Annotated in this window: 16 protein-coding genes, 3 rRNA genes and 1 pseudogene; 7 read left to right on the top strand and 13 right to left on the bottom strand. The window is 65.3% G+C overall.

Annotated elements, in window-relative coordinates:
* The first annotated feature begins 59 nt into the window (after positions 1 to 59).
* Positions 60 to 1,583, top strand: a complete 1,524-nt coding sequence (locus BJY16_RS08785) for an Ig-like domain-containing protein (protein ID WP_185038578.1) — start codon at positions 60 to 62, stop codon at positions 1,581 to 1,583.
* 79 nt (positions 1,584 to 1,662) lie between these two features.
* Here BJY16_RS08785 and BJY16_RS08780 read toward each other — a convergent pair whose 3' ends face one another.
* Entirely contained in the window at positions 1,663 to 2,307 is a 645-nt protein-coding gene (locus BJY16_RS08780; RefSeq protein WP_185038577.1) for a hypothetical protein, read from the bottom strand.
* 393 nt (positions 2,308 to 2,700) lie between these two features.
* On the opposite strand from BJY16_RS08780, the gene BJY16_RS08775 reads away from it, so the two are divergent.
* Positions 2,701 to 3,315 carry a hypothetical protein gene (locus BJY16_RS08775; protein ID WP_185038576.1) on the top strand — a complete coding sequence of 205 codons (615 nt, stop codon included), beginning with the start codon at positions 2,701 to 2,703 and terminating at the stop codon, positions 3,313 to 3,315.
* A gap of 51 nt (positions 3,316 to 3,366) precedes the next feature.
* Here the strand turns inward: BJY16_RS08775 and BJY16_RS08770 are convergent, their stop codons facing one another.
* The gene (locus tag BJY16_RS08770; RefSeq protein WP_185038575.1) at positions 3,367 to 4,848 is read right to left on the bottom strand and encodes a P-loop ATPase, Sll1717 family; all 1,482 of its coding nucleotides are present in this window, start codon (positions 4,846 to 4,848) and stop codon (positions 3,367 to 3,369) included.
* Positions 4,849 to 5,028: 180 nt separating this feature from the next.
* Positions 5,029 to 5,439 (bottom strand): SMI1/KNR4 family protein, encoded by a 411-nt coding sequence (locus BJY16_RS08765; protein WP_185038574.1) that lies wholly within the window; start codon positions 5,437 to 5,439, stop codon positions 5,029 to 5,031.
* A 140-nt stretch (positions 5,440 to 5,579) separates the two neighbouring features.
* On the opposite strand from BJY16_RS08765, the pseudogene BJY16_RS48930 reads away from it, so the two are divergent.
* Together BJY16_RS48930 and BJY16_RS08755 are read left to right on the top strand one after the other, a co-directional pair.
* Positions 5,580 to 5,825 (top strand): annotated as a pseudogene (locus tag BJY16_RS48930) (CbrC family protein); the annotation flags it as partial.
* Positions 5,826 to 6,107: 282 nt separating this feature from the next.
* The gene (locus BJY16_RS08755; protein ID WP_185038573.1) at positions 6,108 to 6,449 is read left to right on the top strand and encodes a histone-like nucleoid-structuring protein Lsr2; all 342 of its coding nucleotides are present in this window, start codon (positions 6,108 to 6,110) and stop codon (positions 6,447 to 6,449) included.
* Between the two features lie 738 nt (positions 6,450 to 7,187).
* On the opposite strand, the gene BJY16_RS08750 is transcribed toward BJY16_RS08755, so the two are convergent.
* A complete protein-coding gene (locus BJY16_RS08750; protein ID WP_185038572.1) occupies positions 7,188 to 7,742 on the bottom strand; it encodes an RICIN domain-containing protein in 555 nt (184 codons plus the stop codon).
* A gap of 385 nt (positions 7,743 to 8,127) precedes the next feature.
* Positions 8,128 to 8,673, bottom strand: a complete 546-nt coding sequence (locus tag BJY16_RS08745; protein ID WP_203758954.1) for an RNA polymerase sigma factor — start codon at positions 8,671 to 8,673, stop codon at positions 8,128 to 8,130.
* 45 nt (positions 8,674 to 8,718) lie between these two features.
* Between BJY16_RS08745 and BJY16_RS46985 the strand changes: the two genes are divergently transcribed.
* The gene (locus BJY16_RS46985; protein ID WP_185038571.1) at positions 8,719 to 10,047 is read left to right on the top strand and encodes a serine/threonine-protein kinase; all 1,329 of its coding nucleotides are present in this window, start codon (positions 8,719 to 8,721) and stop codon (positions 10,045 to 10,047) included.
* A 5-nt stretch (positions 10,048 to 10,052) separates the two neighbouring features.
* Here the strand turns inward: BJY16_RS46985 and BJY16_RS08735 are convergent, their stop codons facing one another.
* Positions 10,053 to 10,694: a hypothetical protein gene (locus tag BJY16_RS08735; protein ID WP_185038570.1), complete on the bottom strand. Its 642-nt coding sequence runs from the start codon at positions 10,692 to 10,694 to the stop codon at positions 10,053 to 10,055.
* Between the two features lie 57 nt (positions 10,695 to 10,751).
* Positions 10,752 to 11,387, bottom strand: coding sequence for a hypothetical protein (locus BJY16_RS08730; RefSeq protein WP_185038569.1), 636 nt, complete (start codon positions 11,385 to 11,387; stop codon positions 10,752 to 10,754).
* A 196-nt stretch (positions 11,388 to 11,583) separates the two neighbouring features.
* Between BJY16_RS08730 and BJY16_RS08725 the strand changes: the two genes are divergently transcribed.
* The gene (locus BJY16_RS08725; protein WP_185038568.1) at positions 11,584 to 12,804 is read left to right on the top strand and encodes a phytase; all 1,221 of its coding nucleotides are present in this window, start codon (positions 11,584 to 11,586) and stop codon (positions 12,802 to 12,804) included.
* A gap of 395 nt (positions 12,805 to 13,199) precedes the next feature.
* Here BJY16_RS08725 and rrf read toward each other — a convergent pair.
* The 6 genes from rrf to BJY16_RS08695 form a co-directional block, all read right to left on the bottom strand.
* A 5S ribosomal RNA gene (gene rrf, locus BJY16_RS08720) occupies positions 13,200 to 13,316 on the bottom strand.
* Positions 13,317 to 13,417: 101 nt separating this feature from the next.
* Positions 13,418 to 16,492: ribosomal RNA gene (locus BJY16_RS08715) — 23S ribosomal RNA — on the bottom strand.
* 376 nt (positions 16,493 to 16,868) lie between these two features.
* A 16S ribosomal RNA gene (locus BJY16_RS08710) occupies positions 16,869 to 18,383 on the bottom strand.
* Together the 16S, 23S and 5S rRNA genes form the textbook arrangement of a ribosomal RNA operon.
* A 455-nt stretch (positions 18,384 to 18,838) precedes the next feature.
* Positions 18,839 to 20,200 carry a dihydrolipoyl dehydrogenase family protein gene (locus BJY16_RS08705; RefSeq protein WP_185038567.1) on the bottom strand — a complete coding sequence of 454 codons (1,362 nt, stop codon included), beginning with the start codon at positions 20,198 to 20,200 and terminating at the stop codon, positions 18,839 to 18,841.
* Between the two features lie 248 nt (positions 20,201 to 20,448).
* On the bottom strand, positions 20,449 to 21,759 hold the full coding sequence (locus BJY16_RS08700; protein WP_185038566.1) for a cryptochrome/photolyase family protein: 1,311 nt from the start codon (positions 21,757 to 21,759) through the stop codon (positions 20,449 to 20,451).
* A 1-nt stretch (position 21,760) separates the two neighbouring features.
* Positions 21,761 to 22,648: a phytoene/squalene synthase family protein gene (locus tag BJY16_RS08695; RefSeq protein WP_185038565.1), complete on the bottom strand. Its 888-nt coding sequence runs from the start codon at positions 22,646 to 22,648 to the stop codon at positions 21,761 to 21,763.
* A gap of 68 nt (positions 22,649 to 22,716) precedes the next feature.
* Here BJY16_RS08695 and BJY16_RS08690 point away from each other — a divergent pair, with 68 nt between their 5' ends.
* The gene (locus BJY16_RS08690; RefSeq protein ID WP_185038564.1) at positions 22,717 to 23,787 is read left to right on the top strand and encodes a polyprenyl synthetase family protein; all 1,071 of its coding nucleotides are present in this window, start codon (positions 22,717 to 22,719) and stop codon (positions 23,785 to 23,787) included.
* Positions 23,788 to 23,813 lie beyond the last annotated feature (26 nt).

Here is a 23,813-nt window from a genome sequence, read left to right as displayed (position 1 = left end):
GATGCGGGCCCGGACCGGGGTCGGATAGCCTGTGCCGCCCTCATGATCTTGGAGATTCGATGCGCATATCCGCGCGGATCGCCCGGCGCTTCGGCGTCTCAGCGACCGCGGCCCTGTCCCTGGTCCTGACCGGCGCCGCGCCGGCGCTCGCCGAGGATGCCCCGCCCGACACCACCGCGCCTGTCATTGCCAGCACCGGCCTGACCGACGGCCAGACCGTTCTGCGCCAGACGGTGATGCATCCCGTGGTCACCGACGACGTCGCCGTCACCTACGTCATCGTCCGGCTCGGCACCGGTGCCACCTCGTTCCGCTGCACCATCGACGCCAGCCAGGGCATCAGCTGCCCCCTCACCATCCCCGTCGCGTACAACGGCACCGACCTCGACGTGACGGTGCGCGCCTTCGACAAAGCGGGCAACCGCACGGAATTGGCCACCCGGGTGCACGTCGTCGCGGTGGCCTTGTCTGGCACCCTCACGCCGAAGGCCGGCACAGCGATGCGCAGCGGCCCGATGACCGCCACGCTCAGCGACATCTCGACCGAAACCACCAAGATCGAGATGACGGACGGGCCTACCGGCGCCGTCCTGTCCACCCTCACGGCCGCGCCGTGGACCTTCACCTGGAACGCCACCGCGACCGCCGCGGCGCCGTGCTTCCGGCTCAGCGAACCGGCCGGCAACAGCACCACCTACTGCTCGAACTACGTCGTCTCCGACGAAACCCCCGTCATCGAGTCGGTGTGGGCCTTCTATCAGTACGGCGACGACCGGTTCGGCAGGATGGCCGGGTCCAGCCGGCTCGACGAGGGCACCGGCTGGATCGGCACCGACGCCTCGATCAGTGCGCACGCCACCGACAAGGCCGGCATCGACCACACCGAACTGTGGGTCGACGGTGCTCTTCGCGGCAGCACCACCGCGTCGTCGCCGTACTTCGACTGGCACGACGCGACCCGCGGAAAGACCTTCGCGAACCTCGAGGTCCGGGTGACCAACCGGGTCGGCCTGACCGCCATCAAGGCGTTCCGGCTCAACATCGACAACGTCGGGCCGACCGTGCAGATCACGCCGCGATCCGGCACCATGCTGCGCGGCGACCACATCAACGTGACCACAACCGTGACCGACCAGCACCGCATCGTGCTGCCCCGGTCAACCGGCTTCAGTTCCCAGTGGCAGCCGGCACGGCTGTCCTACAACGAGTACCTGCCCGTGCATGGGGACGGACCGGTCAACCTGTCCCTGCCCGTCTACGACGAGTTCGGCAACCCGGGCTGGGCCAGCAACTGGGTGACCGTGGACAACACCAAAGCCACCATCGGGTTCGCCAAGGCGCCGAAGAACAAGGCCAAGGTCAAGGGAACCGTCAAGGTCACCGCTGCGGCCTACGACAAGTACGGCGTCGCCCGGGTCCAGCTGCTGGTCAACGGCAAGGTCATCGCCACCGACACCACCGCGGCCTACAAGTTCTCGATCAACACCAAGAAATACGGCAAGAAACTCAACGTCCGACTCCGGGTCTACGACCGAGCCGGCAACGTGACCACCACGTCAGCACGTACCTGGTACCGCCGCTGACCTGAACGCCGAGCGGCCTGGTCCTTGCCATAGGCGGGACCAGGCCGCCCGTCACGGTTCAGCCTCATCAGAGGCTGCTTCACCTGCCGTCGGGCCTGTTCCCCCGGTTGTCGACGAACCGTTGGACGACATCGCGGGGAACAGCGTCGAGCAGTTCGCGGAGCCGGTTTGAGACATCGGTGTCGCGGTAGGCGGCCCACCACTGAGCCGCGTCGAGCAGATCGGCCACGGCTGTCACATCGTTTCTCAGGCACTCCCGCGCCCGAGCAAGCTGAGGCGGCTCCGCGGCGGGCACGTTCAAACCTCCCGCTGCTGAAGTGCACTCATCCGGCCCCGGCACGACCAGAGCATGCAGAAACAGGTCCCACCGCCGGCGGCCGATCGCCTCGGCGAAGGACATGCCGCCCAGGAAGGCGGAGCCGGCCACCGCTGCCCGTGCGAGATGTCCGCCGGAGCCCTGCAGTGCCGCTAGCTTCGCCCGACCGACATGCCGCAGCGCCCGCTCCAGATCCGGATAGGCCGCAGGGTCCACCCCGACCTCAAGCCACACCCACTCCGCCACCGCAATCAAGTCGTGCACTGCCTCGTCGCGAACCACGGCTTCCTCGGCGATCAGCTGCAGCCCACCGAAGGAACCGGCAAGCATCTCGAAACCGACAAGGGCCCAGCGCGCCACGTCATCCGACATGTCCCGCACGAGGCAGTCATCCGCGAACTGCTGCACCTTGCACCACGTCGTACGACCATTAGTGCCCGCCCAAAACGGGTCAGTACGGGGCACCGAATCCAGACGCCACCACATGGCTCCCACCGCACGGTTCACCCGATCGATGAGCCCGTCGCTCTCGAACACCCCGCCGGCACGCGTCAAACCACCTCCGGGTAGCTCCTGACCGCCGCCATCCACCTACTGATCGTCGCAGTATCCGCAGGCCGCCGGATGTACAACAGATCCCCGAGGGCCCGGCCGGAAGGAGCGAGAGCGCGGCGGCTACTCCGCACGATGAGCGGCAGATCAGTAGGTCGACGGACTTTCGCCCGTTGCCCTCGCGTGTCGATTGCTGATGATGGGCGTATGTCCTTGTCGTCGCAGGATCGGCCACCCCAGAACCAGCCCGTGCTTAACGCCCTGCACCGTGTCGCTGAAGTGATGTCTCAGCACTATGCGGGCGGGCGGAGACACTTGCTCACCGAAGACGTGCTCCGATTTGCAATGATTGCAGTGCTTGAGGAACACGGGATCAGCCCCGACCGCCTGTCAATCGAAGTTCCTCTACTGGGCGCTACGCGCGGCAAGCTTGATCTCGTGGTCGACCGGGACATCGCGATCGAGTTCAAGTTCCCCCGCGACCCGGCATCGGAAGTCGGCGCTGCCGACACGATGACCCTCGGCGAGATGCTCTCCGACGTATACCGCCTCGCTGCCCTGCCACACAGTCAACGCCTTGCAGTGTGGCTGCTGCACGACCGACTTGCCGGGTACCTGGCCCGGGCGGCCGACCGCTACAGCTTCGAATGGCCGACTGCCGCTGGCGAATGGCTGCGCCTTCCGGCCGAGCTCCCGGTGCGGTTGCCCGCTACCGCTAAGGCCGCCCTCAAGAGCCTTGGCGCCGCAGTCGTGGAGGCCGAGGCAGTCGTCTATCGGTCGGCCAGCGATGGCGTCTGGCTTGTAGCGCTGGAGGTGGCTAGAGCCTCTACACGTCCAGTGCCCTTGGGTCGCGGTGATCAATAAGCCAGGCAGCCTTCTCTAGACTCCCGGATCGCGGCATGTGAGCACCTTTTTCTACGGAGCCGGGCTCCACCGCACATTTAGGCCGTACGTGAGTGCATTATGAAGCAGGAATGGCCCTTGCAGATCCAGTTCCGCGTACGACCTGCGGTGGTAAAACTTGACGTACTCTTCCCCGGCGCCACTTTGGCTAAAGTTTGCTATGGCGCCTGCCAAATAGAGTTGCTGAAGAGTGCCATCCATGATCGCCTGAGTTATGCTCGATTCTCCGGAGAATAGCCCGATAAATTGCTCCCGAGTGAACCGGCGGGACGGTAGTCGTGTCATCGCACCCAGAATTCGTTCGGCCATCGACGCGTCCGTCATCCCGACAAGCTCGTTGACGATCTCGTTGGCGAAGTAGTTCTTGCAGTAGGAGTTTACCCCTGCGCGTACCCGTTCCACGTTAAGTTCTTGCTCCGGATAAATCTCACCCTGAATGAACTTCATCAGCATTACAATATCGCGTGGCGTTGAGCGCGTCAGATCGAGCAGGTACTTCGCCATCCGGATATTTTTTGGCGCCGTCCGCTGGCCCACAATCATGTATTTCGGGAAGTAGGTTTCGAGTAAATCAGCCGTCTTTGTTCCACGCGCTGAAGCTTTCTTCTCCAGCATGTCCCAAAGTGGGGAGTCCTCTGGAGTTTCAAGTCCATACTCCCATTTCAGGTCTACGCCCCAAGACTGCCGAATCTTATTTGAGTCGGGAATCGGGATCTTGAGAAATACGTCGCTGCGGCAGAGTAGACAGACTCGCACGGTGGCCCGCGCGCTACGGATCCGCCTATGAACCGCTGTTGTTGCCCTTAGGAGAGCACCGAGCTGCTTCCAGTACGAAGGGGTGCCAATCTCCGCGCTGTCTAGCCCGTCAAGTGCCAGAACATGGTCATTTGGAGTTTCCGCGCTAGTGACAATATTTGCTAATAGATCCCGGAGTTGACCAATGTTAACTCGATGGGTACCGTCCGACTCAATTCCAACTTCGTAAATCTTCGGAACGGTGAATTTATGCCGTTTTTTTCGAACCTCCTGGATTACAGCCCGATAGTCGCCTGTTGCGATCCCGGATTTTTTCAGATCCCCGTATAGCGCGATAGTTTCAGGCTCCCCTTGGAGAGAGCATGATTGGTCACCCATTAGGCTGTCGAATAGGCGGCACCAGATCCAGGTGGACCAGGCCAGCTCGTTCAATTCGGCGCCAGATTCGGAAAGGCTGAGGTCGGTCTTCAGCGCGCCCCTCAGTTCGCCAAGATCTTCCCTATTCACAAATCTCCGGTAAGGATCTTTAATGCTTAGGTGCAAAAATTCGGCGTAGCTGGATTTTCCCACACCCTTGGGTCCGATGAGTAGGAAATGATCGCCAGCGAGTATTCCCTTTGCTACATCATTGACGTCGAGGAAGCCAGCAAGGAAAAGGTTAGGCCATTTTTCGGCTTCAGCCTCGGCGGAAGCATCGCCGAAGTATAAGCTTTTGAAGAACTTCCGCTGTGCTGACATGTGAACCCTTTGCGGGTAGTTATTGGCGGCCGAAGTACACCTATGATACGCATAGATTGCAAGTGTGTGGCGCAAAAAGTATTCTGACACCTCCGAGCGCACTCTCGTCGGCATGTGAACGCGTCGCCGGGAAGGTCTTGACGCGGGGCAGTCCCGCGCAACGGGGCCCACCGGCGTTGCTCAGGGCGCGGTCCAACCCGCCCAGAACTCTTCGATAGTGTGGGCCAGCCGGTCGGCTTCCTGCAGGATCGGGGACCAGAGGAACACACCGATTCTGCCGTCACGCGGGACGCAGAACGGGTGGCCGGTGCCGTCGTCGCCGAAGCCGATCAGTCGTCGGCGAGGTGCGCTTTCCTTGAGGATCCGCCGATTGCTGTTGCGTTCGACCAGGTCGGCAAGCGGCCAGATGACGAACCACTGCCCGAGCTTGTCATAGACACCATCGGTGGCCAGGTACAACGCGCGCAGAGCGGCGGGTAGGGCCGTGCCCAGCGACGCCTCGGCGCGCGTGAGCTCATCGGGCGCCACCGGCTTCTGCAACTCGAAGCCGTCAATCCGCGCCAGGAGCACCTGCCAGTCCGGCTCGGTCACAACCGGATCGTGCCACACAAGCTTCCGAGGAACTGCAGGTGCGACATGCCGGCCCAGTTCCGCGACGCGATCGACGTCCCTGACAACGTGCCGCCACATGTCATCGAGGAGCTCAACCACCGGACTCCGGGCTCCGCAGCTGCCAGCAGGAGTCCTGGCCCATCCGCTGCCGCGACAGCGCCGCCTTCCTCGGACCGACTGGCTACAACGATGTCCAGCCGTACCCGGACGCCGTCGAGATGTTCCGCGCCGACCACGGAGATCTCGGCTGGTCCGCGGAACAGACCAAAGACCTCCTACGCACGCTCGACCGCGATGGAGAACCCACCGCGCGCCTGTTCCAGTGCCTGCACTGCACGGCGCACCTTCATCTTGGGACATCCTGATCACCGAGACACCGGCGTCTGAGCCTCAAGCACGTATTCGGTACTGCGGGCTGTCACGAACCCTGTCGTCCCACGATTCCGCAGCAGGAAGACTCTCAGTCGGAGCCCACAACAGGGCCGCACGAACTGCGGGGCTGGAAAGCGTGCTGAGGTTCGCGGTGGCTGTTATATCGCGCGGTTTGGACTGGTCAGAGTGCCAACCCCGCGGGCCAGCCCGTCGGCTATCGTTTCGGAGCACTGAACATCCGTCATGTGCACGCCGCTATCCGGAGGCGATACTTCATGGCCAAGAAAATCATTACGGTGCTCACCGACGACCTGGACGGTGGCGAAGCCGACGGGACTGTCGAGTTCGGTTTCGATGGGGTCAACTACACCATCGATCTGTCCGAGGAGAACGCCGGCAAGCTCCGAAAGGCTCTCGACCCCTATCTGGCCGTCGCCTCCCGAGTGGGTCGTACCGGGGCAACCGGGCGCATCGCTCCTCGAGAAGCGCAGCCAAAGCGGACAAGCCGTGAGCAGAATCAGGCCATCCGCGAGTGGGCCGTGAAGAACGGCTATGAGGTATCGGAACGAGGACGCATCCCGACCGCGATCGTCGAAGCCTTCCACGCTAAGCGCTGACCAACCGCCTCTGTCAGACGGCAAATCCGCGTCCGGGCCCCACCGGACGCGGCGTTCCGCGCCTCCCCCGGACCGGTCCGGCCGCAGGGAAGGGTGTGCACCTTCGGCGGCAGCAGAGGCAGGCTTCGTCAGCCAATCCCGATCCGCGCCTCCGCCGGCCGTCGGCGGCGGCGACTATCGCCGCATCCCGGCGCACTTGGCCACTGTTGCCCAAGCCTCCGCCCCGCAGGCACCGGCCCTGGTGTGGACAGCAGCGGGCGTTCGCCGACCACAATGCCGAAGCCGCACACATGGAATGACCGCTGGCCGGTGCTCGACCTCAGCGCAGCCGAACGGACCCGAAGGGCCATGGTGGTAGCGGTCCGGTCGAGCCGGGCTTGCCTCGGGTTGCCGGCGACGAACGGTGGTCGCCGCCAGCGACCAAAACAGGCCCAGCTAAGGTTTCTTGGCACGGCACCGACACGCGATCCGCACAGGAGCGACCGATGTCCACACCCGACAAAACCAGGTGCCGTTTACGCAGGTGAAGGCCCGTTCAATCTGCGGAAGAAGCGGAAACTATGGAGCTTAAAAGTCCACAGCTCTGCCATTGAGCTAGCAGCCCGCAGCAGACAGAGTACCGGCGTACGACCTTGAAACCCACCGGGATACCCCAAAGCACGCGTTCCTGCAGCTCAGAAGCGATTTCCGAGTGTCCCCTCGATCCATCGAGGTGGTGGCCGTATCAACGGCTGCGGCTCAAACCGCTCCGGTCTCCTCGAACGTCCACAGCTGGTGCCGGTTGCCGTCCTCGGAATCAGCGGACTCCACAGCGATGCCGCCGGCCGCCGCCTCGATGACCGTGCCCGCTCCCTGGCTGTACAACTGGAACGTCGCGAGAGCACCTTCCTGGCCGACTCGCGAGATACCCCACTTCTGGCTCGGGGCTCCGGTGTAGGGGTTCTGCACGGCGTCCGTGGCGGCCAGGTCGAGCACCAGGCCGCTGTGCCGGGCGACGAGCTTGTACTGCCAGTTCGCCGCACAGATGGCTCGCCATTGCTCGTTCGTGCCGCCGGCGTACGCCCACTGGATGATCGGGGCGCCGCTCACCCTGGACTTACGGGCGACGTTGAGCGACTTCCCGGTCGCCACGTTAGTGATCTTGTAGTAGACGTTGGGGTTCGGCCCGCGCAGACAGGTCGGCTCCTCGGCGGCCGCGGCCGGTGCCGCGAGGAAGCCGAGCGATACGCCGACGGCGGCAGCGGCACAGAGGAGCCGGACGCCGGCCCGCAGGCCGAGGTTCGGGAAGCGCATTGATTCACCTCGAAGGTCGAAACAGGGGAGAGCGGCAAGCACCGCGCTGCTCAAAAGCCTTGGCAAGGCCGCTCACCGCGGCCGTGGCGGCAGCGTTCTACGACGCAAATGTTAGCGCTAACTAAGCGCTCATCGATGCCGGGTCGCCATCTGTAGCAGGAAGTTCACTTTGGGTACGCTCCCATCCTGGGCCTGCGAACGAACCCGAAGAGCCCCGTACAGCGCCGTCCGCCGATCACGCCACGCCGAGCCACGATCTCGTTTGTTAACGCTAACTTAAAGAGGCCGCACCCGAGTCAGCGTGGAGGGCTAGTTGAGTGCGCGACCGGCGGGCGGATCCCTCCGCTGGACGGGCGCGCACTCGCCGTGCCGCGGCCGCCTCCGATCAACCGGCGCCGAGGTAGTCGCGGACCTGGGCCCGCCCCTGGTGGATCCGGGACTTCACGGTGCCCTCGGGGATGCCCAGGTGCTGGGCGATCTCCCGGTAGTCGAGCTGGCAGATGTCACGCAGCACGACCGGGCCGACCAGGTCGGCGTTGCGGGCCTCCAGCCGGTCCAGAGCGTCCAGCAGGTCGAGCCGGGAGCCGGCGATGACACTGGTGGTCCGGACGTCCGCCACGTCGATCGGCGGCGTCTCGTGGGCCTGTTCGACCGCGCGCCGTTTCAGCGACCGGTACGTCTGCCGCGCACTGTTCGCGATGATCACGTGCAGCCAGGTGCTGAACTTCGACTGCCCCCGGAACTTCTCGATGTTCCGCGCCACCTGGAGCAGCACGTCCTGGCACGCCTCTTCGGCGTCCTGGTAGCAGGGCAGGAACCGGGCGCACCGCCGCAGCACCGACGGCTGGATCCGGCCGAGCAACGCCTCCAGCGCGGCCCGGTCCCCACCGGCCGCCCGCCGCGCGAGTTCTTCCTGATCGTCATCGCGCACGATAGATCAACTTCCCCCCGTTGCAGTGACGTTCATAATACGAACGTGCCTGCGCCAATCACGATCGGTCGATATCGAGTCACCGGCCGCCTCGGGTCCGGTGCGTTCGCCACGGTGTGGCTCGCCGAGGACGACATCCTCGAGTCCCAGGTGGCGATCAAGGTGCTGGCCGACAACTGGGCACATCACCCGGATGTCCGGGCCCGGTTCGAGCAGGAGGCCCAGGTGTTGCGCCGCGCCGACTCGGAGCGCCTGGTCCGGGTGCACGACTTCGGCGAGCTGCCGGACGGCCGGCCGTACCAGGTGATGACCTATGCGGGCGGCGGCACGCTGGCCGACCGCCTGGACGGCGGCTTGATGCCGATCGGCACCGCGCTGCGCACCGCCGTCGACATCGCCCAGGCGGTGACCGTGCTGCACGAGTCCGGGGTCCTGCACCGCGACCTGAAGCCGTCGAATGTGCTCTTCGACACGGTCCGCGGCGACGAGCGGGTGCTGGTCGCCGATCTGGGTCTGGCCAAGGAGATCGCCCAGGCCTCCGGGTTCACCGTGGTGGCCGGCACCCCGGGCTACATGGCGCCGGAGCAGAGCCTGCCCGGCGGCGGCCTGGACGTCCGCGTCGACGTGCACGCGATCGGCGCCCTGACCTACGAGATGCTGACCGGCAAGCCGCCCCGCCCCGGTGCGGTGCTCCCGCCGTCGAAGCTGCGTCCGGGGGTCTCCAAGCAGATCGACCGGGCGGTGCTCCGTGCCCTCGAACCGGACCGGGAGCGCCGCTGGCCCACCGCGGCCGCCTTCGCCGAGGCGTTGAGCACCTCGCCGAGCCGCCGGCTGATCCGGGCCGCCGGTGCGATCGCCGGGGTGGCCGCGCTGACCGTGGCCGGCGGCGCGGTGGTCCCCGACGGCACCCCGGCCGGCTGGACCCGGGTCGGTTCCGCCGACCACGTCGTGTCGGTCGCGGTGCCCGCCTCCTGGTCCCACCAGCTACGCGACGGCGGCTGGGATCCGGTCGCGATCGGGCTGCCCGGCGGTGGATCGCCGTCTCCCGGGCTTCAGGTCGGCGTCGACCTGACCGATCCGCGGGCCACCTCGCCCGCGGTCCTGGCCGGCGCCAGCTGGTGGATCCGCGAGCCGGTCGGCGCCACCCTGCCGGTGCACGCCTCGTGCGCCCGGCAGCCACCCCGCAAGGTCGTCGTCGGCCGGCTGAGCGGTCAGGTGGTGCGCTGGACGACCTGCGGCGGCAGCCGCCTCTCGTACAGCGAAGTGCTCTTGACCGGTCCTGCCGCTCGCGGCGTCTACCTGCAGATCCGCCAGGACGACGGCCTCGATCGCACCGACGACGTGCTGCACACCCTCCGGTTGGGCGACGGGTAGTCCGGTCAGTCCAGGCAGGACCCGCCGTACATGCTCAGCGCCAGGTATTCGATCTTCCCGTTGCGGGTGGTGAAGTCGTAGAACTTGTCGCTGTGGCCGGGCACCTTCGCCACCGAGTTCCCATCCGCGGCCGGATCGTCGTCCAGAACGGAGCGATAGTCGGGGTAGGCCTTACGAGCCGCCTGCCATGTGCTGCCGATCTTGATGCCTTCCGGCGTACTCCCGCCCGGGCCGACCGAGATCTGCACGAGGCCCTTGTCGCCGTTGAACATCACACTGGATCCCTTGCCGGTGCCCGGCCTCTGAGAATTCGCGACCATGCGGTAACCGGTGTAGCAACCGGGCCAGTCCTTTTCTTCTTTGGCGTTCGCGTCGTCGAGCAGATCGGTCTTGAGCGCGTCCGACCGGGACATGCCCAGCCGCAACTCACCGAATCCGTTCGGCCCGAGAAAGACCGGCTTCCGGGTGGTCCTCGGCGAGGCGGGCGGCGACGAACCGGTGACCACCGGCACCGCCGAACTCACCACCGGCGCGGGAGTCGCCGAAACCGTCGCGGTCGCCGAAGCCGCCGGCGATCGCGCCCCCACCGGCACCGCCTGCCCGCCCACCTTCTCCGGCGACGAAGAGCACCCGCTCAGGATCGCCACCCCAACAGCAAACCCAACAATTGCTTTCGTACGCCGAAGCACCGTGGTCCCCCTTTCTCACTCGTAGCAGTTCTGGTTGTCGAGCTCCAGCCCGAGGCGGGTGAGCTTCCCGTTCACGAAGGAGAGCCGGTAGTGAACGCCGTTGCCGTCGCTGCCGGCTGCCCTCGCCCGGCCGGTGTCGCCGGGCTTCACGCCGTCCTCCATGTAGACCGCTTCGAAGTCGGGGTAGGTCTTCTTGACCTGCGCCAGCGTGCTGCCGATGTGAATGCTCTCCGGCGTCCGGAATTTGCCGTAAGCGGGAATGTAGATCAGGCCCTGGTCCGGGCTGAAGATCAGCGTGTTGTCTTCGCTGTCGTCTGTCGGCGCACCCTTCAGCCGCGCCGAGCTGCAGGCGTCGTAATCGTGCTTCTGAACCGCGGTGACCTGCCCGGTCGCCTTGGCCGCGTCCCACGTCATACCGATCTTGAGGGCTCCCAGCCGGGTCGGCCCGAAGACCGGGTCGGTCGCGACCGGCTTGGTGGTGTGGCTGGGCGACGCCGGCGCCGAGGTGGCCGGAGCCGACGGGGTGGTGCTGGACGCCTGGGTGGCCGGTGCCGAGCTCGCCGACGCGATCCCGCCGGCCGGCTGCGCGGCGCCGCCCACGCGCTCCGGCGACTCCGCACAGGCGGTGAGAAGACCGAGTCCTGCCGCCATGGCCGCCACCATCGCAATAGTCGTGCGCCGCATTTCGTTCCTCTTTCGCAAAAGCGTTCTGTGTCGCTGTCATATGGTGCGATGCGGCGTTCGCGGCGCTGGTTCTGGAAAGTGTGTAACGGCTAGGTAACGACTAGGTGCCTTGTTCAGTCTCCGGCCACCTGGCGGACAGCTGGATCGGGAATCCTCATGATCCATGCAACGGACTTCGGGAATCGCCGCCCTGGTGGCCCTGACCACACTGGCCGCCGGCACGCCGGCGTTCGCCTCCGAGCGGCCGGCCCGCGAGATCACCGCGAAGGTGGAAACCCCGGCCCTGTACGACGACGAGGCCGGTGGCGACGCCGACGCCGACGATCCCGCGATCTGGGTCAACCAGGCGAACAAGGCCCGCAGCCTGGTGATCGGCACCGCCAAGAACGGCGGCCTGCGGGTCTACGACCTCACCGGTCGGGAGATCCAGTCGATCGCCACCCCGGACGGCGGGCGGTTCAACAACGTCGACCTGATCTCCGGTTTCCCGCTCGGCGGCCAGCGGGTCGACCTGGCCGTGGTCACCGACCGCGGCCTCGACAAGCTCCGCATCTACCGGATCAGCGCGGCCGGCCTGACCGATGTCACCTCGGCTGACGTCCCGCTGCTCTTCGCCAAGGACCAGGCGGAGGTCGAGGAGCAGGCCACCGGTTACGGTCTGGCCACCTATGACCGGTACGCCGTGGTGAGCCGCCGGCACAGCACCCGTCTCGGCATCTTCCGCTTGGAGGAACACCACGGCCGGGTCACCTACCGCACCTCGGACACCCTGGACCTGCCCAGCTCGTTCCGCCTGCCGAACGGAAGCACCTGGTCCCCGTGCGCCGAGCCGGGCGAGGGCCCCCAGGTCGAGGGCATGGTGGTGGACGCCGAAGCCGGCGTGCTCTACGCCGCCCAGGAGGACGTAGCCCTCTGGAAGATCAACCTCCGGGGCGGCACGTTCAGCAGCATCCCGCGCATCGTCGAGAGGGTGAAGGAGTACGGCGTCCCCGCCACCTGGAACCCCACCACCGAAGAGTGCGTCCTGGACACCGCCAACGATCCGGGCTTCGGCGGCCGAATCACCGCTGACGTAGAGGGCGCCACCCTTTACTCCACCGGCAAGCGCGACGGCTACTTGATCGTTTCCAGCCAGGGCGACAGCAAGTTCTACGTCTACGACCGCCGAACCAACCGCCCGGTAACCCTCTTCGCCGTAACTGACGGCCCCCACACCGACGGCGTCCAACACTCCGACGGCGCCGCCGCCACCTCAGTAGCCCTCCCCGGCTACCCGAAGGGCCTCCTGGTCCTGCACGACGGCGAAAACACCCCAGACAGCCCCCGCCCAAGCACCAACTTCAAATTCATAGACTGGCGAGCCCTAAAACTCACCAAGCTCTAACCCACCAAGACACAAACACCCCCGCCCACCACCCCGGGCGGGGGTATTTCATTTTGCCTTTACAACCGCACCTTTAGGCGAACCCCAGCCCCCCACCACGCAAGCTGACCCTCCCCGTGGATGCGCCGGCCCCCCAGCCTGCACCAACGCACCACCACCCACCGGAGCCCGGACGGTCTCCCCAAAGGCTCCCTGATGTCGCGGCAGCCCCGGTGAGCAGGCAAGGTTCGGGCGGGGAGGGCCATTCGGAGGTATCAAGCCTGACGGCCTTCGAATGGCCCTCCCCGCCCGAACCGTCCCCCCACGCGAACAACCACACCCACCCACGACCTGTTTTTGGGTAGCAAAAAAGAAACGCCCACCCGGAAGCCCGGGTGGGCGTTTCTCGACGTTAAGTCCGGCGGCGTCCTACTCTCCCACACCCTCCCGAGTGCAGTACCATCGGCGCTGGAGGGCTTAGCTACCGGGTTCGGAATGTAACCGGGCGTTTCCCCTCCGCTATGACCACCGAAACAGCCATCAGCAGAACCAACCAGCAACCCAAGCCTTCCAGCCATGGGGTGGTTGTTCGTTTGCTGTGAATCACACAGTGGACGCAAGCAGAAAATTTAGGGTGGTTAAGCCCTCGGCCTATTAGTACCGGTCAACTCAACACGTTACCGTGCTTACATCTCCGGCCTATCAACCCAATAGTCTCTTGGGGGCCTTACCCACTCAAGGTGGTGGGATACCTCATCTCGAAGCGAGCTTCCCGCTTAGATGCTTTCAGCGGTTATCCCTTCCGAACGTAGCCAACCAGCCGTGCCCTTGGCAGAACAACTGGCACACCAGAGGTTCGTCCGTCCCGGTCCTCTCGTACTAGGGACAGCCCTTCTCAAGTATCCAACGCGCACGGCGGATAGGGACCGAACTGTCTCACGACGTTCTAAACCCAGCTCGCGTACCGCTTTAATGGGCGAACAGCCCAACCCTTGGGACCTGCTACAGCCCCAGGATGCGACGAGCCGACATCGAGGTGCCAAACCATCCCGTCGATATGGACTCTTGGGGAAGATCAGCCTGTTATCCCCGGGGTACCTTTTATCCGTTGAGCGACACCGCTTCCACACGCAAGTGCCGGATCACTAGTCCCGACTTTCGTCCCTGCTCGACCCGTCAGTCTCACAGTCAAGCTCCCTTGTGCACTTACACTCAACACCTGATTGCCAACCAGGCTGAGGGAACCTTTGGGCGCCTCCGTTACCCTTTAGGAGGCAACCGCCCCAGTTAAACTACCCACCAGACACTGTCCCTCGACCCGATCAGGGCCGCAAGTTAGATACCCAAACCCAACAGAGTGGTATTTCAACAACGCCTCCACCCGAACTGGCGTCCGAGCTTCACCGGCTCCCACCTATCCTACACAATCGAATTCAGATACCAATGTCAAGCTATAGTAAAGGTCCCGGGGTCTTTCCGTCCTGCCGCGCGTAACGAGCATCTTTACTCGTACTGCAATTTCGCCGGGCCTGTGGTTGAGACAGTGGGGAAGTCGTTACGCCATTCGTGCAGGTCGGAACTTACCCGACAAGGAATTTCGCTACCTTAGGATGGTTATAGTTACCACCGCCGTTTACTGGCGCTTAAGTTCTCCGCTTCGCCCCGAAGAGCTAACAGGTCCCCTTAACGTTCCAGCACCGGGCAGGCGTCAGTCCATATACATCGTCTTACGACTTGGCATGGACCTGTGTTTTTAGTAAACAGTCGCTTCCCCCTGCTCTCTGCGGCCATACCACGCTCCACCAGCAAGTGGCTTCACGCGTCCGGCCCCCCTTCTCCCTAAGTTACGGGGGCAATTTGCCGAGTTCCTTAACCACAGTTCACCCGTCGCCTCGGTATTCTCTACCTGACCACCTGTGTCGGTTTAGGGTACGGGCCGCTCGAAACATCGCTAGAGGCTTTTCTCGGCAGCATAGGATCAATGACTTCACCAGAACGGCTCGGCATCACGTCTCAGCCTCAATGGTGTGCGGATTTGCCTACACACCGGCCTACACGCTTACCCCGGCACAACCACCGGCCGGGATCATCTACCTTCCTGCGTCACCCCATCACTAAACTACTACCCAACAAGGTCCCAGACTCCACACCCTTGGTCCGAAGACCGCCGGCGCTTTGCGTGGTTAGTATATTGAGGTTCGTCTTGGGCGTTTCTTTGCGGGTACGGGAATATCAACCCGTTATCCATCGACTACGCCTCTCGGCCTCGCCTTAGGCCCCGACTCACCCAGGGCGGATTAGCCTGGCCCTGGAACCCTTGGTCATCCGGCGGAAGGGGTTCTCACCCTTCATTCGCTACTCATGCCTGCATTCTCACTCGTACAGCGTCCACGGCTGGATCACTCCGCCGCTTCACCCGCTGCACGACGCTCCCCTACCCATCCACGTCTAAACGTGAATGCCACAGCTTCGGCGGTGTGCTTGAGCCCCGCTACATTGTCGGCGCGGAACCACTTGACCAGTGAGCTATTACGCACTCTTTAAAGGGTGGCTGCTTCTAAGCCAACCTCCTGGTTGTCCATGCGATCCCACATCCTTTTCCACTTAGCACACGCTTTGGGGCCTTAGCTGGCGATCTGGGCTGTTTCCCTCTCGACTACGAAGCTTATCCCCCGCAGTCTCACTGCCGCGCTCTCACTTACCGGCATTCGGAGTTTGGCTGATTTCAGTAAGCTTGTGGGCCCCCTAGACCATCCAGTGCTCTACCTCCGGCAAGAAACACGCGACGCTGCACCTAAATGCATTTCGGGGAGAACCAGCTATCACGGAGTTTGATTGGCCTTTCACCCCTAACCACAGGTCATCCCCCAACTTTTCAACGTTGGTGGGTTCGGTCCTCCACGCAGTCTTACCCACGCTTCAACCTGCCCATGGCTAGATCACCCCGCTTCGGGTCTAGAACATGCGACTAAAAGCGCCCTATTCAGACTCGCTTTCGCTACGGCTACCCCACACGGGTTAACCTCGCCACATGCCACTAACTCGCAGGCTCATTCTTCAAAAGGCACGCCATCACCCCGAAAGGCTCTGACGGATTGTAGGCGAACGGTTTCAGGTACTATTTCACTCCCCTCCCGGGGTACTTTTCACCATTCCCTCACGGTACTTGTCCGCTATCGGTCACCAGGAAGTATTCAGCCTTACCAGGTGGTCCTGGCAAATTCACAGCAGATTCTAGGAGTCCGCTGCTACTCGGGAACACCACAAGGAGGTCATACACTTTCGTCTACCGGGCTCTCACCGTCTACGGCTGGCTTTCCCACACCATTCGACTAGCATAAGACTTTGTAACTCCTTGAGAGACTGTCAGATCCCTCCAGTAGGTCCCACGACCCCGACTACGCAACCCCTGACAGGTATCACACGTAACCGGTTTAGGCTAGATCCGCTTTCGCTCGCCACTACTCACGGAATCACGGTTGTTTTCTCTTCCTACGGGTACTGAGATGTTTCACTTCCCCGCGTTCCCCTCACATGCCCTATGAATTCAGGCATGGATGACACGACATGACTCGTGCCAGGTTTCCCCATTCGGACACCCTGGGATCACAGCTAGGTTGACAGCTCCCCCAGGCCTATCGCGGCCTCCCACGTCCTTCATCGGCTCCTGGTGCCAAGGCATCCACCGTTCGCCCTTGACAACTTAACCACAGAAAACAAGATGCTCGCGTCCACTGTGTAATTCTCAACCAACGACCAACCCACAACCCTCAAGGCGTCCCACCAGCCTCGACTCGCAAGCCGAACGGTATGGGTCGCCAGGCCGTGCCTGGCATTGAAAAACAACCCCGAGCCTCAGCTCGGCCACCGACCTCAGCCGGCGTGGTTGTTCTTTCAGATACCCAACAGGGTGCTCATCACCGAGTTCCAGCCGCACCAGCATCCGTTCCACGCCCGAAGGCTGTACTAGGAAGCCGGCCGTTGCCGGATTCGATTAGCCAGTGTCTCCGCCTGTGAGCTCCTCACCAACACGTTCGGCTGGTGCAGGATTTCTGTCCAACTTTCGCTGGAAGAATGCTCCTTAGAAAGGAGGTGATCCAGCCGCACCTTCCGGTACGGCTACCTTGTTACGACTTCGTCCCAATCGCCAGCCCCACCTTCGACGGCTCCCTCCCACAAGGGGTTAGGCCACCGGCTTCGGGTGTTGCCGACTTTCGTGACGTGACGGGCGGTGTGTACAAGGCCCGGGAACGTATTCACCGCAGCGTTGCTGATCTGCGATTACTAGCGACTCCGACTTCACGGGGTCGAGTTGCAGACCCCGATCCGAACTGAGACCGGCTTTTTGGGATTCGCTCCACCTTACGATTTCGCAGCCCTTTGTACCGGCCATTGTAGCATGCGTGAAGCCCTGGACATAAGGGGCATGATGACTTGACGTCATCCCCACCTTCCTCCGAGTTGACCCCGGCAGTCTCCCATGAGTCCCCAACTGAATGCTGGCAACATGGGACGAGGGTTGCGCTCGTTGCGGGACTTAACCCAACATCTCACGACACGAGCTGACGACAGCCATGCACCACCTGTGAACGGCCCCGAAGGACCCTACATCTCTGCAGGATTTCCGTACATGTCAAACCCAGGTAAGGTTCTTCGCGTTGCATCGAATTAATCCGCATGCTCCGCCGCTTGTGCGGGCCCCCGTCAATTCCTTTGAGTTTTAGCCTTGCGGCCGTACTCCCCAGGCGGGGCGCTTAATGCGTTAGCTGCGGCGCAGAGAACCGGAGAGGTCCCCCACACCTAGCGCCCAACGTTTACAGCGTGGACTACCAGGGTATCTAATCCTGTTCGCTCCCCACGCTTTCGCTCCTCAGCGTCAGTATCGGCCCAGAGACCCGCCTTCGCCACCGGTGTTCCTCCTGATATCTGCGCATTTCACCGCTACACCAGGAATTCCAGTCTCCCCTACCGAACTCTAGCCTGCCCGTATCGAATGCAAGCCCGAAGTTGAGCCTCGGGTTTTCACATTCGACGCGACAAGCCGCCTACGAGCTCTTTACGCCCAATAAATCCGGACAACGCTCGCGCCCTACGTCTTACCGCGGCTGCTGGCACGTAGTTGGCCGGCGCTTCTTCTGCAGGTACCGTCACTTGCGCTTCGTCCCTGCTGAAAGAGGTTTACAACCCGAAGGCCGTCATCCCTCACGCGGCGTCGCTGCATCAGGCTTCCGCCCATTGTGCAATATTCCCCACTGCTGCCTCCCGTAGGAGTCTGGGCCGTGTCTCAGTCCCAGTGTGGCCGGTCGCCCTCTCAGGCCGGCTACCCGTCGTCGCCTTGGTAGGCCATTACCCCACCAACAAGCTGATAGGCCGCGAGTCCATCCCAAACCGAAAAACTTTCCACCCAACACCATGCGGTGCCAGGTCATATTCGGTATTAGCCCCCGTTTCCGAGGGTTATCCCAAAGTCTGGGGCAGGTTACTCACGTGTTACTCACCCGTTCGCCGCTCGAGTACCCCGAAGGGCCTTTCCGCTCGACTTGCATGTGTTAAGCACGCCGCCAGCGTTCGTCCTGAGCCAGGATCAAACTCTCCAACAAAATCTGTTGAAAAACATGAGTCCCGGCAACAAAATGTTGCCAAAGGAATCTCCCACCCATCCCGAAGGACAGGCCGGGGTATTGCCATAATTGGCACTGGCTTTTCAAGCACCCTGTTGAGTTCTCAAAGAACAACCGCACACCATCGTCCGACCCGCATTCGCGGCCCGCCCTCCGGGGCACTCGCTCTACGTTACTTGGCCCGTCCGGCGTTGTCAACCGGTTTATCCCGGTTGGTGCCGATCTGACCTAGTACGGCCACCACTGAGCAAGCCCACGGCGCTGCCGTGGTCTCGTGATCAGAGGATTTGGCAGGACGGCCGCTTGCGGATTCCTCCGCTTGCTCGCCCGTTTCCCTGCCGGCTCGCAAAACATTACCCGCTGGTTTCCGGCTCCTCCAAATCGGGGTCCAGTGTCCCGCGTCTCCCCAGCTCAGCGCAGGAAAACCGGGAAACTCAGGCCAGCGGCTTGAGCGCCTCGCCGAACCCCCGGTGGAACGTCGGGTACGCCCAGATCGAGCTGAGCAGCGTCGCCACCGGCACCGCCGCGTGCACCGCCACCGAGACCGCCCCGATCATCTCGCCACCGGACTGTCCCGCCGTCGTCCCGCCGACCAGCACCCCGCGGTCCGCGTCCGCCACCAGCTTGATGAACCCCTCGTTGCCCGGCCCGTGGATGAAGCCGCGCGACGTCTGGTTCAACGGCACGTACCCGACCCGGACGTTCAGTCCCGCCTCCCGGGCCTGGTGCTCGGTCATCCCGACCGCCCCGATCTCCGGGTCCAGGAAGGTGACCCGGGGCAGCGCCCGGTAGTCCGCGCCCGGTCCGCCCTCGCCGAGGATGTCCCGCACCGCGATGTCCGCCTCGTACATCGCCATGTGCGTGAAGGCGCCGTGGCCGGTCACGTCGCCGACCGCCCAGATCTTCTCGCCGGCGCGCATCCGGTCGTCGGTGGTGAGGTGGCGCGCGGCCGGGTCCAGCCCCACCGTCTCCAGGCCGAGCTCGCTGAGCCGGGCCGCGCGGCCGGTGGCGATCAGCAGTTTCTCGCCGGTCAGCACGGTCCCGTCGGTCAGCGTCACCTGGAACGTGTCTTCGTGGGCCACCCGCGCTGCCCGGGCGCCGGTGATGACGTGCACCCCGTCGGCCTCCAGGGCGGCCCGGGCCACCTCGGACGACTCCGGCTCCTCCTGGGCGAGCAGCCGGGGTGACCCCTCGATCACGGTGACCCGCACCCCGAACCGCGCGTACGCCTGGGCCAACTCGCAGCCGATCGCGCCACCGCCGAGCACCAGCATCGACGCCGGCAGGGTGGCCGCTTCGACGGCTTCGCGATTCGTCCAGTACGGCGTACCGGAAAGCCCCTCGATGGGTGGAATGACCGCGGCCGTGCCGGTCGCGATGACCACGCCGCGCGAAGCGGCGAACTCCTGGTCCCCGACCCGCACCCGGCCGGGACCGGTCAGCGACGCGGTGCCCCGGACGAACGTGCCGCCCTTGCCGGTGAAGCGGTCGACCGCGACCTTGTCGTTCCAGTCGTCGGTGGCCTCGTCCCGGATCCGGCGGGCGACCGGCGCCCAGTGCGCCTCCACCGTGGACGATCCGGCGAGGCCGGGGATCCGGCGGGCCTCGGCCAGCGCGTTCCCGGCGCGGACCATGATTTTGGTGGGGATGCAGCCCCAGTACGGGCACTCGCCGCCGACCAGGCGGTGCTCGACGCCGATCACGTCCAGTCCGGCCGCGGCCAGCCGGCCGGCGACCTCCTCGCCGCCGACACCGAGTCCGACGACCACCACGTCCACTTGCCGCGCTTCAGCCATGCGATCCAGCTAAGCAGAAACCCCGCCCGCCGGAGCCGGGGAAAGTTGTGAGGACCGGCGCAGTGAACGGCGCGAGCCCGGGTTCGGAAGGTCCGTCGGGGTGATTTCTCCGGTGCCGCCGCAACCGACCCGCGGGAAACACGCATGCCCGGCCGCCGGCGCATCAAGCGCGGGCAAAGCGGGTAACCGACGCGGGGTCCACCGGTGAGGACGTTTGACGGACGCAACCAGCCGGTGGACCCCGCAGCTCAGTCCCGCAGCCAGACTGCCTCGTCCCGGTGTGACTCCAGCGGTCCGGGATAGTCGAGGCCGCGGCGCACCGGCTCGGGCAGACGCCACGGCTGGTGCACGGCTCCGCCGTCGATGTCTTTCAGCTCCGGTACGTACCGACGAACGTACCCGCCTTCCGGGTCGAATCGCTGCGCCTGCCGAATCGGATTGAACCTGCGGTACGGCCGGGTGTCGTTGCCGGTGCCCGCGGTCCACTGCCAGTTGCCGGAGTTGTTCGGCACGTCGCCGTCGTTCAGCCAGCGGAAGAACCACTGCAGGCCGGGCCGCCAGTCGATGCCGAGGTGCTTGGTCAGGAAGGCCGCGGTGATCAGCCGGGCCCGGTTGTGCATCCAGCCCTCGGCGCGCAGCTGGCGCATCCCGGCGTCGACGATCGGCACCCCGGTCAGGCCGTCCTGCCAGTGCCGCAGGGCGTCCTCGTCGTAGCGCCAGCCGGTGTCCGCGGTGGGCCGCATCGCCTGCGTGGAGATCTTCGGGAACGCCGCGGTGACCTGGTAGTAGAAGTCCCGCCAGGCGAGCTGGCGCAGGTAGGCCTGTGCGCCCGGGGAGTCGTCGGCCTTCGCCATGAGGGCCAGTTCGAGCGGGGACAGGCAGCCGAACCGCAGGTAGGCGCTGAGCCGGCTGGTGTTGTCGGCGGCCAGGTCGTCGTGCTCCTCGTCGTACCGGGAGATCTCCCGTGACCAGGCCCGGAGCCGGCGGCGGGCCTCGGTCTCGCCACCGGGAAGCGCGTCCGGTGACTCGCCGGCGGGCGTCTCGGGCAGCGGTCCCGGCGCGATGCCGTCGGGCATCGCGATCCGGTGCGGGGTCGCGGCAGGCACGCGCCACCGGCTTCGTTCCCAGGCTTTCCAGTACGGCGTGAACACCCGGTACGAGTTTCCTCCGCCGCCCGGCCGCACCGCCCCGGGCGGCAGCACCGTGACGCCGGGGGTGATCCGCAGGTCCAGCCCGGCGTCCCGGAGCCGCCGCTCGCGCCGCTGGGCGTAATCGGTCACATCCCCGGCGACCCCGACCGTGGTGGTGCCCACCTCCCGGGCCAGCCGGACCGTCTCGGCCACCGGGTCGCCGGTCCGGATCACCAGGTCGCCGCCCCGCTCCCGGAGGGTGGCGCGCAGGTCGGCGAGGCACTGGTGCAGGAACCGCTGCCGGTTGGCGGAGAGCCCGCCGAGGCGTGGGTCGAGCACGAACAGCGGGACGACCTCGCCCTCGCCGCTGAGCAGCGGATTGTCGTGGATCCGCAGGTCCCGGGTGAGCAGCGCGATCCGGGCCGGCATCTCAGGCCGCCAGCTGGACCGGGGTGCCGGGCCGGGTGAGCAGGCTGCGGACGGCGACCGCGGCCCGGCGCCGGTTCGGCACCGTGGCGCGCCGGGCGAAGACGTCGTAGCCGGCCGCCTCCACCTCGTCGAGGATCCCCCCGTAGAGCTGGAACGCGGTCCGCATGCAGGCCTGGGAGGCCGGCTCGAGCAGCGGGATCCCGGGCGCGGCGGCCGCGTAGTGCTCCCGGGCCCGGGCCACCTCGGCCTTGATCAGCGCGCGGATCGGCGAGGTGGCCACCCCGGCGGCCAGGTCGTCCGGGGTGACGCCGAACTCGGCCAGGTGCTCCTCGGGCAGGTAGATCCGGCCGCGGGCGAGGTCCTCGCCGACGTCCCGGATGAAGTTGGTGAGCTGGAAGGCGAGGCCGAGCTGCCGGGCCGGCTCGTGCGCGGCGGCCGGGTCGGAGGAGCCGAGGATCGGCAGCATCATGGTGCCGATCACGGCGGCCGACCCCTCCATGTAGTCGAGCAGGTCGGCGTAGGTGGGGTAGCTGGTGACGGTCAGGTCCATCGCCATGCTGCGCAGGAACTTCTCGAAGTCCTCCAGGTCGAGGTCGAAGACCGCGATGGTGTGCAGGACGGCCGGCAGCAGCGGGTCGTCGACCGGCTCGCCGCGCAGGCCGGCCAGGAACCCGGCGGACCAGGCCTCGAGCTCCGCGGCGCGCTGGGCGGGCGGCAGCGACTCGGTCCGGTCGACGATCTCGTCGGCGAATCGGGTGAATCCATACAGAGCATGCACATGCCGGCGCTTCCAGGCCGGTAGCAACCGGGTCGCCAGGTAGTACGTGCGTCCGTGCTCGCGGTGCAGCTCACGGCAGCGCTCATAGGCAGCGGCCAGATCGGTATCCATCCCGGTCCTCCGGTTAAATCGACGCACGAATCGACGCAACATCCGAAAGTTAGGGTACGGTACTGAGCGTGGCCAATGACACCCTCGAGGGAAATCGCCTGAGTGCGATACCCCGCCAGCACCTCTCCCACGCCGGGCTGGTCCGTGCCGTCGAGGGGACGCTCGCCGACTTCCTCGCCTCCCAGATCGCCTCGCTGGACACCATCGACCCGGCGCTGGGCGGTTTCGCCCGGACCGCCCGGGACCTGGTGCTGGCCGGCGGGAAGCGGTTGCGGCCGACGTTCGCCTTCTGGGGCTGGCGCGGTGTCGCCGGTCCGGCCGCCTCCCCCGAGGCGCTACTGCCGGCGCTCGGCGCGCTGGAGCTGATGCACACCTTCGCCCTGGTGCACGACGACCTGATGGACGGCTCGGCCACCCGGCGCGGCCGTCCCACGGCGCACAAGGTCTTCGAGGCCCGGCACGGCACCCGGTTCGGCTCGTCGGCCGCGGTCCTGGTCGGCGACCTCTGCCTGGTCTGGGCCGACCAGTTGCTGGCCCGCACCCCGGTGCCGGCCACCACCCTGCTCGAGGTCCGTACCCGGTATGACCGGATGCGGATCGAGGCGATCGCCGGGCAGTACCTGGACGTGCTCGGCGAGACCGACCCGTCGGCCTGGTCGGTGGACCGGGCGCTGCTGGTGGCCCGGCACAAGACCGCGAGCTACACCGTGCACTGGCCGCTCGACTACGGCCTGGCCCTGGCCGGGGTGGACGACCCCGAGGTGGCCGAGGCCTACCGGGTCTACGGCGCCACCGTCGGCGAGGCGTTCCAGCTGCGCGACGACCTGCTCGGGGTCTACGGCGACCCGGCGGTGACCGGCAAGCCGGCCAGCGACGACCTGCGCACCGGGAAACCGACCGCGTTGCTCATGCTGGCCCGCCGGCTGGCCACCCCGGCGCAGCTGTCCGAGTTGGACGGTGCGAGTCTGGAGCGGAAGGCACAGGTGGTCGCCGAGACCGGCGCCCCGGCGCGGGTCGAGGAGATGATCCGGGTGCGGGTCACCGAGGGCCTCACCGCCCTGGCGTCGGCGCCGATCGATCCGGAGGCCCGGGCCGCCCTGATCGAGCTGGCCACCACCGCGACGCAGCGCCCGGCATGATGAATCCCCCTCCGTCGTTCACCCCC

This window comes from Actinoplanes octamycinicus (genome assembly GCF_014205225.1).
Taxonomy (GTDB): Bacteria; Actinomycetota; Actinomycetes; order Mycobacteriales; family Micromonosporaceae; genus Actinoplanes; species Actinoplanes octamycinicus.
The sequence above is the reverse complement of the archived record's forward strand: the minus strand, read 5'-3'. Positions and strand labels throughout refer to the sequence as shown.

Coding starts and splice junctions, on each gene's coding strand:
- BJY16_RS08785 (WP_185038578.1), top strand. CDS start 60: ATGCGCATATCCGCGCGGATCGCCCGGCGCTTCGGCGTCTCAGCGACC.
- BJY16_RS08770 (WP_185038575.1), bottom strand. CDS start 4,848: ATGTCAGCACAGCGGAAGTTCTTCAAAAGCTTATACTTCGGCGATGCT.
- BJY16_RS08755 (WP_185038573.1), top strand. CDS start 6,108: ATGGCCAAGAAAATCATTACGGTGCTCACCGACGACCTGGACGGTGGC.
- BJY16_RS08750 (WP_185038572.1), bottom strand. CDS start 7,742: ATGCGCTTCCCGAACCTCGGCCTGCGGGCCGGCGTCCGGCTCCTCTGT.
- BJY16_RS08730 (WP_185038569.1), bottom strand. CDS start 11,387: ATGGCGGCAGGACTCGGTCTTCTCACCGCCTGTGCGGAGTCGCCGGAG.
- BJY16_RS08725 (WP_185038568.1), top strand. CDS start 11,584: ATGCAACGGACTTCGGGAATCGCCGCCCTGGTGGCCCTGACCACACTG.
- BJY16_RS08705 (WP_185038567.1), bottom strand. CDS start 20,200: ATGGCTGAAGCGCGGCAAGTGGACGTGGTGGTCGTCGGACTCGGTGTC.
- BJY16_RS08700 (WP_185038566.1), bottom strand. CDS start 21,759: ATGCCGGCCCGGATCGCGCTGCTCACCCGGGACCTGCGGATCCACGAC.
- BJY16_RS08695 (WP_185038565.1), bottom strand. CDS start 22,648: ATGGATACCGATCTGGCCGCTGCCTATGAGCGCTGCCGTGAGCTGCAC.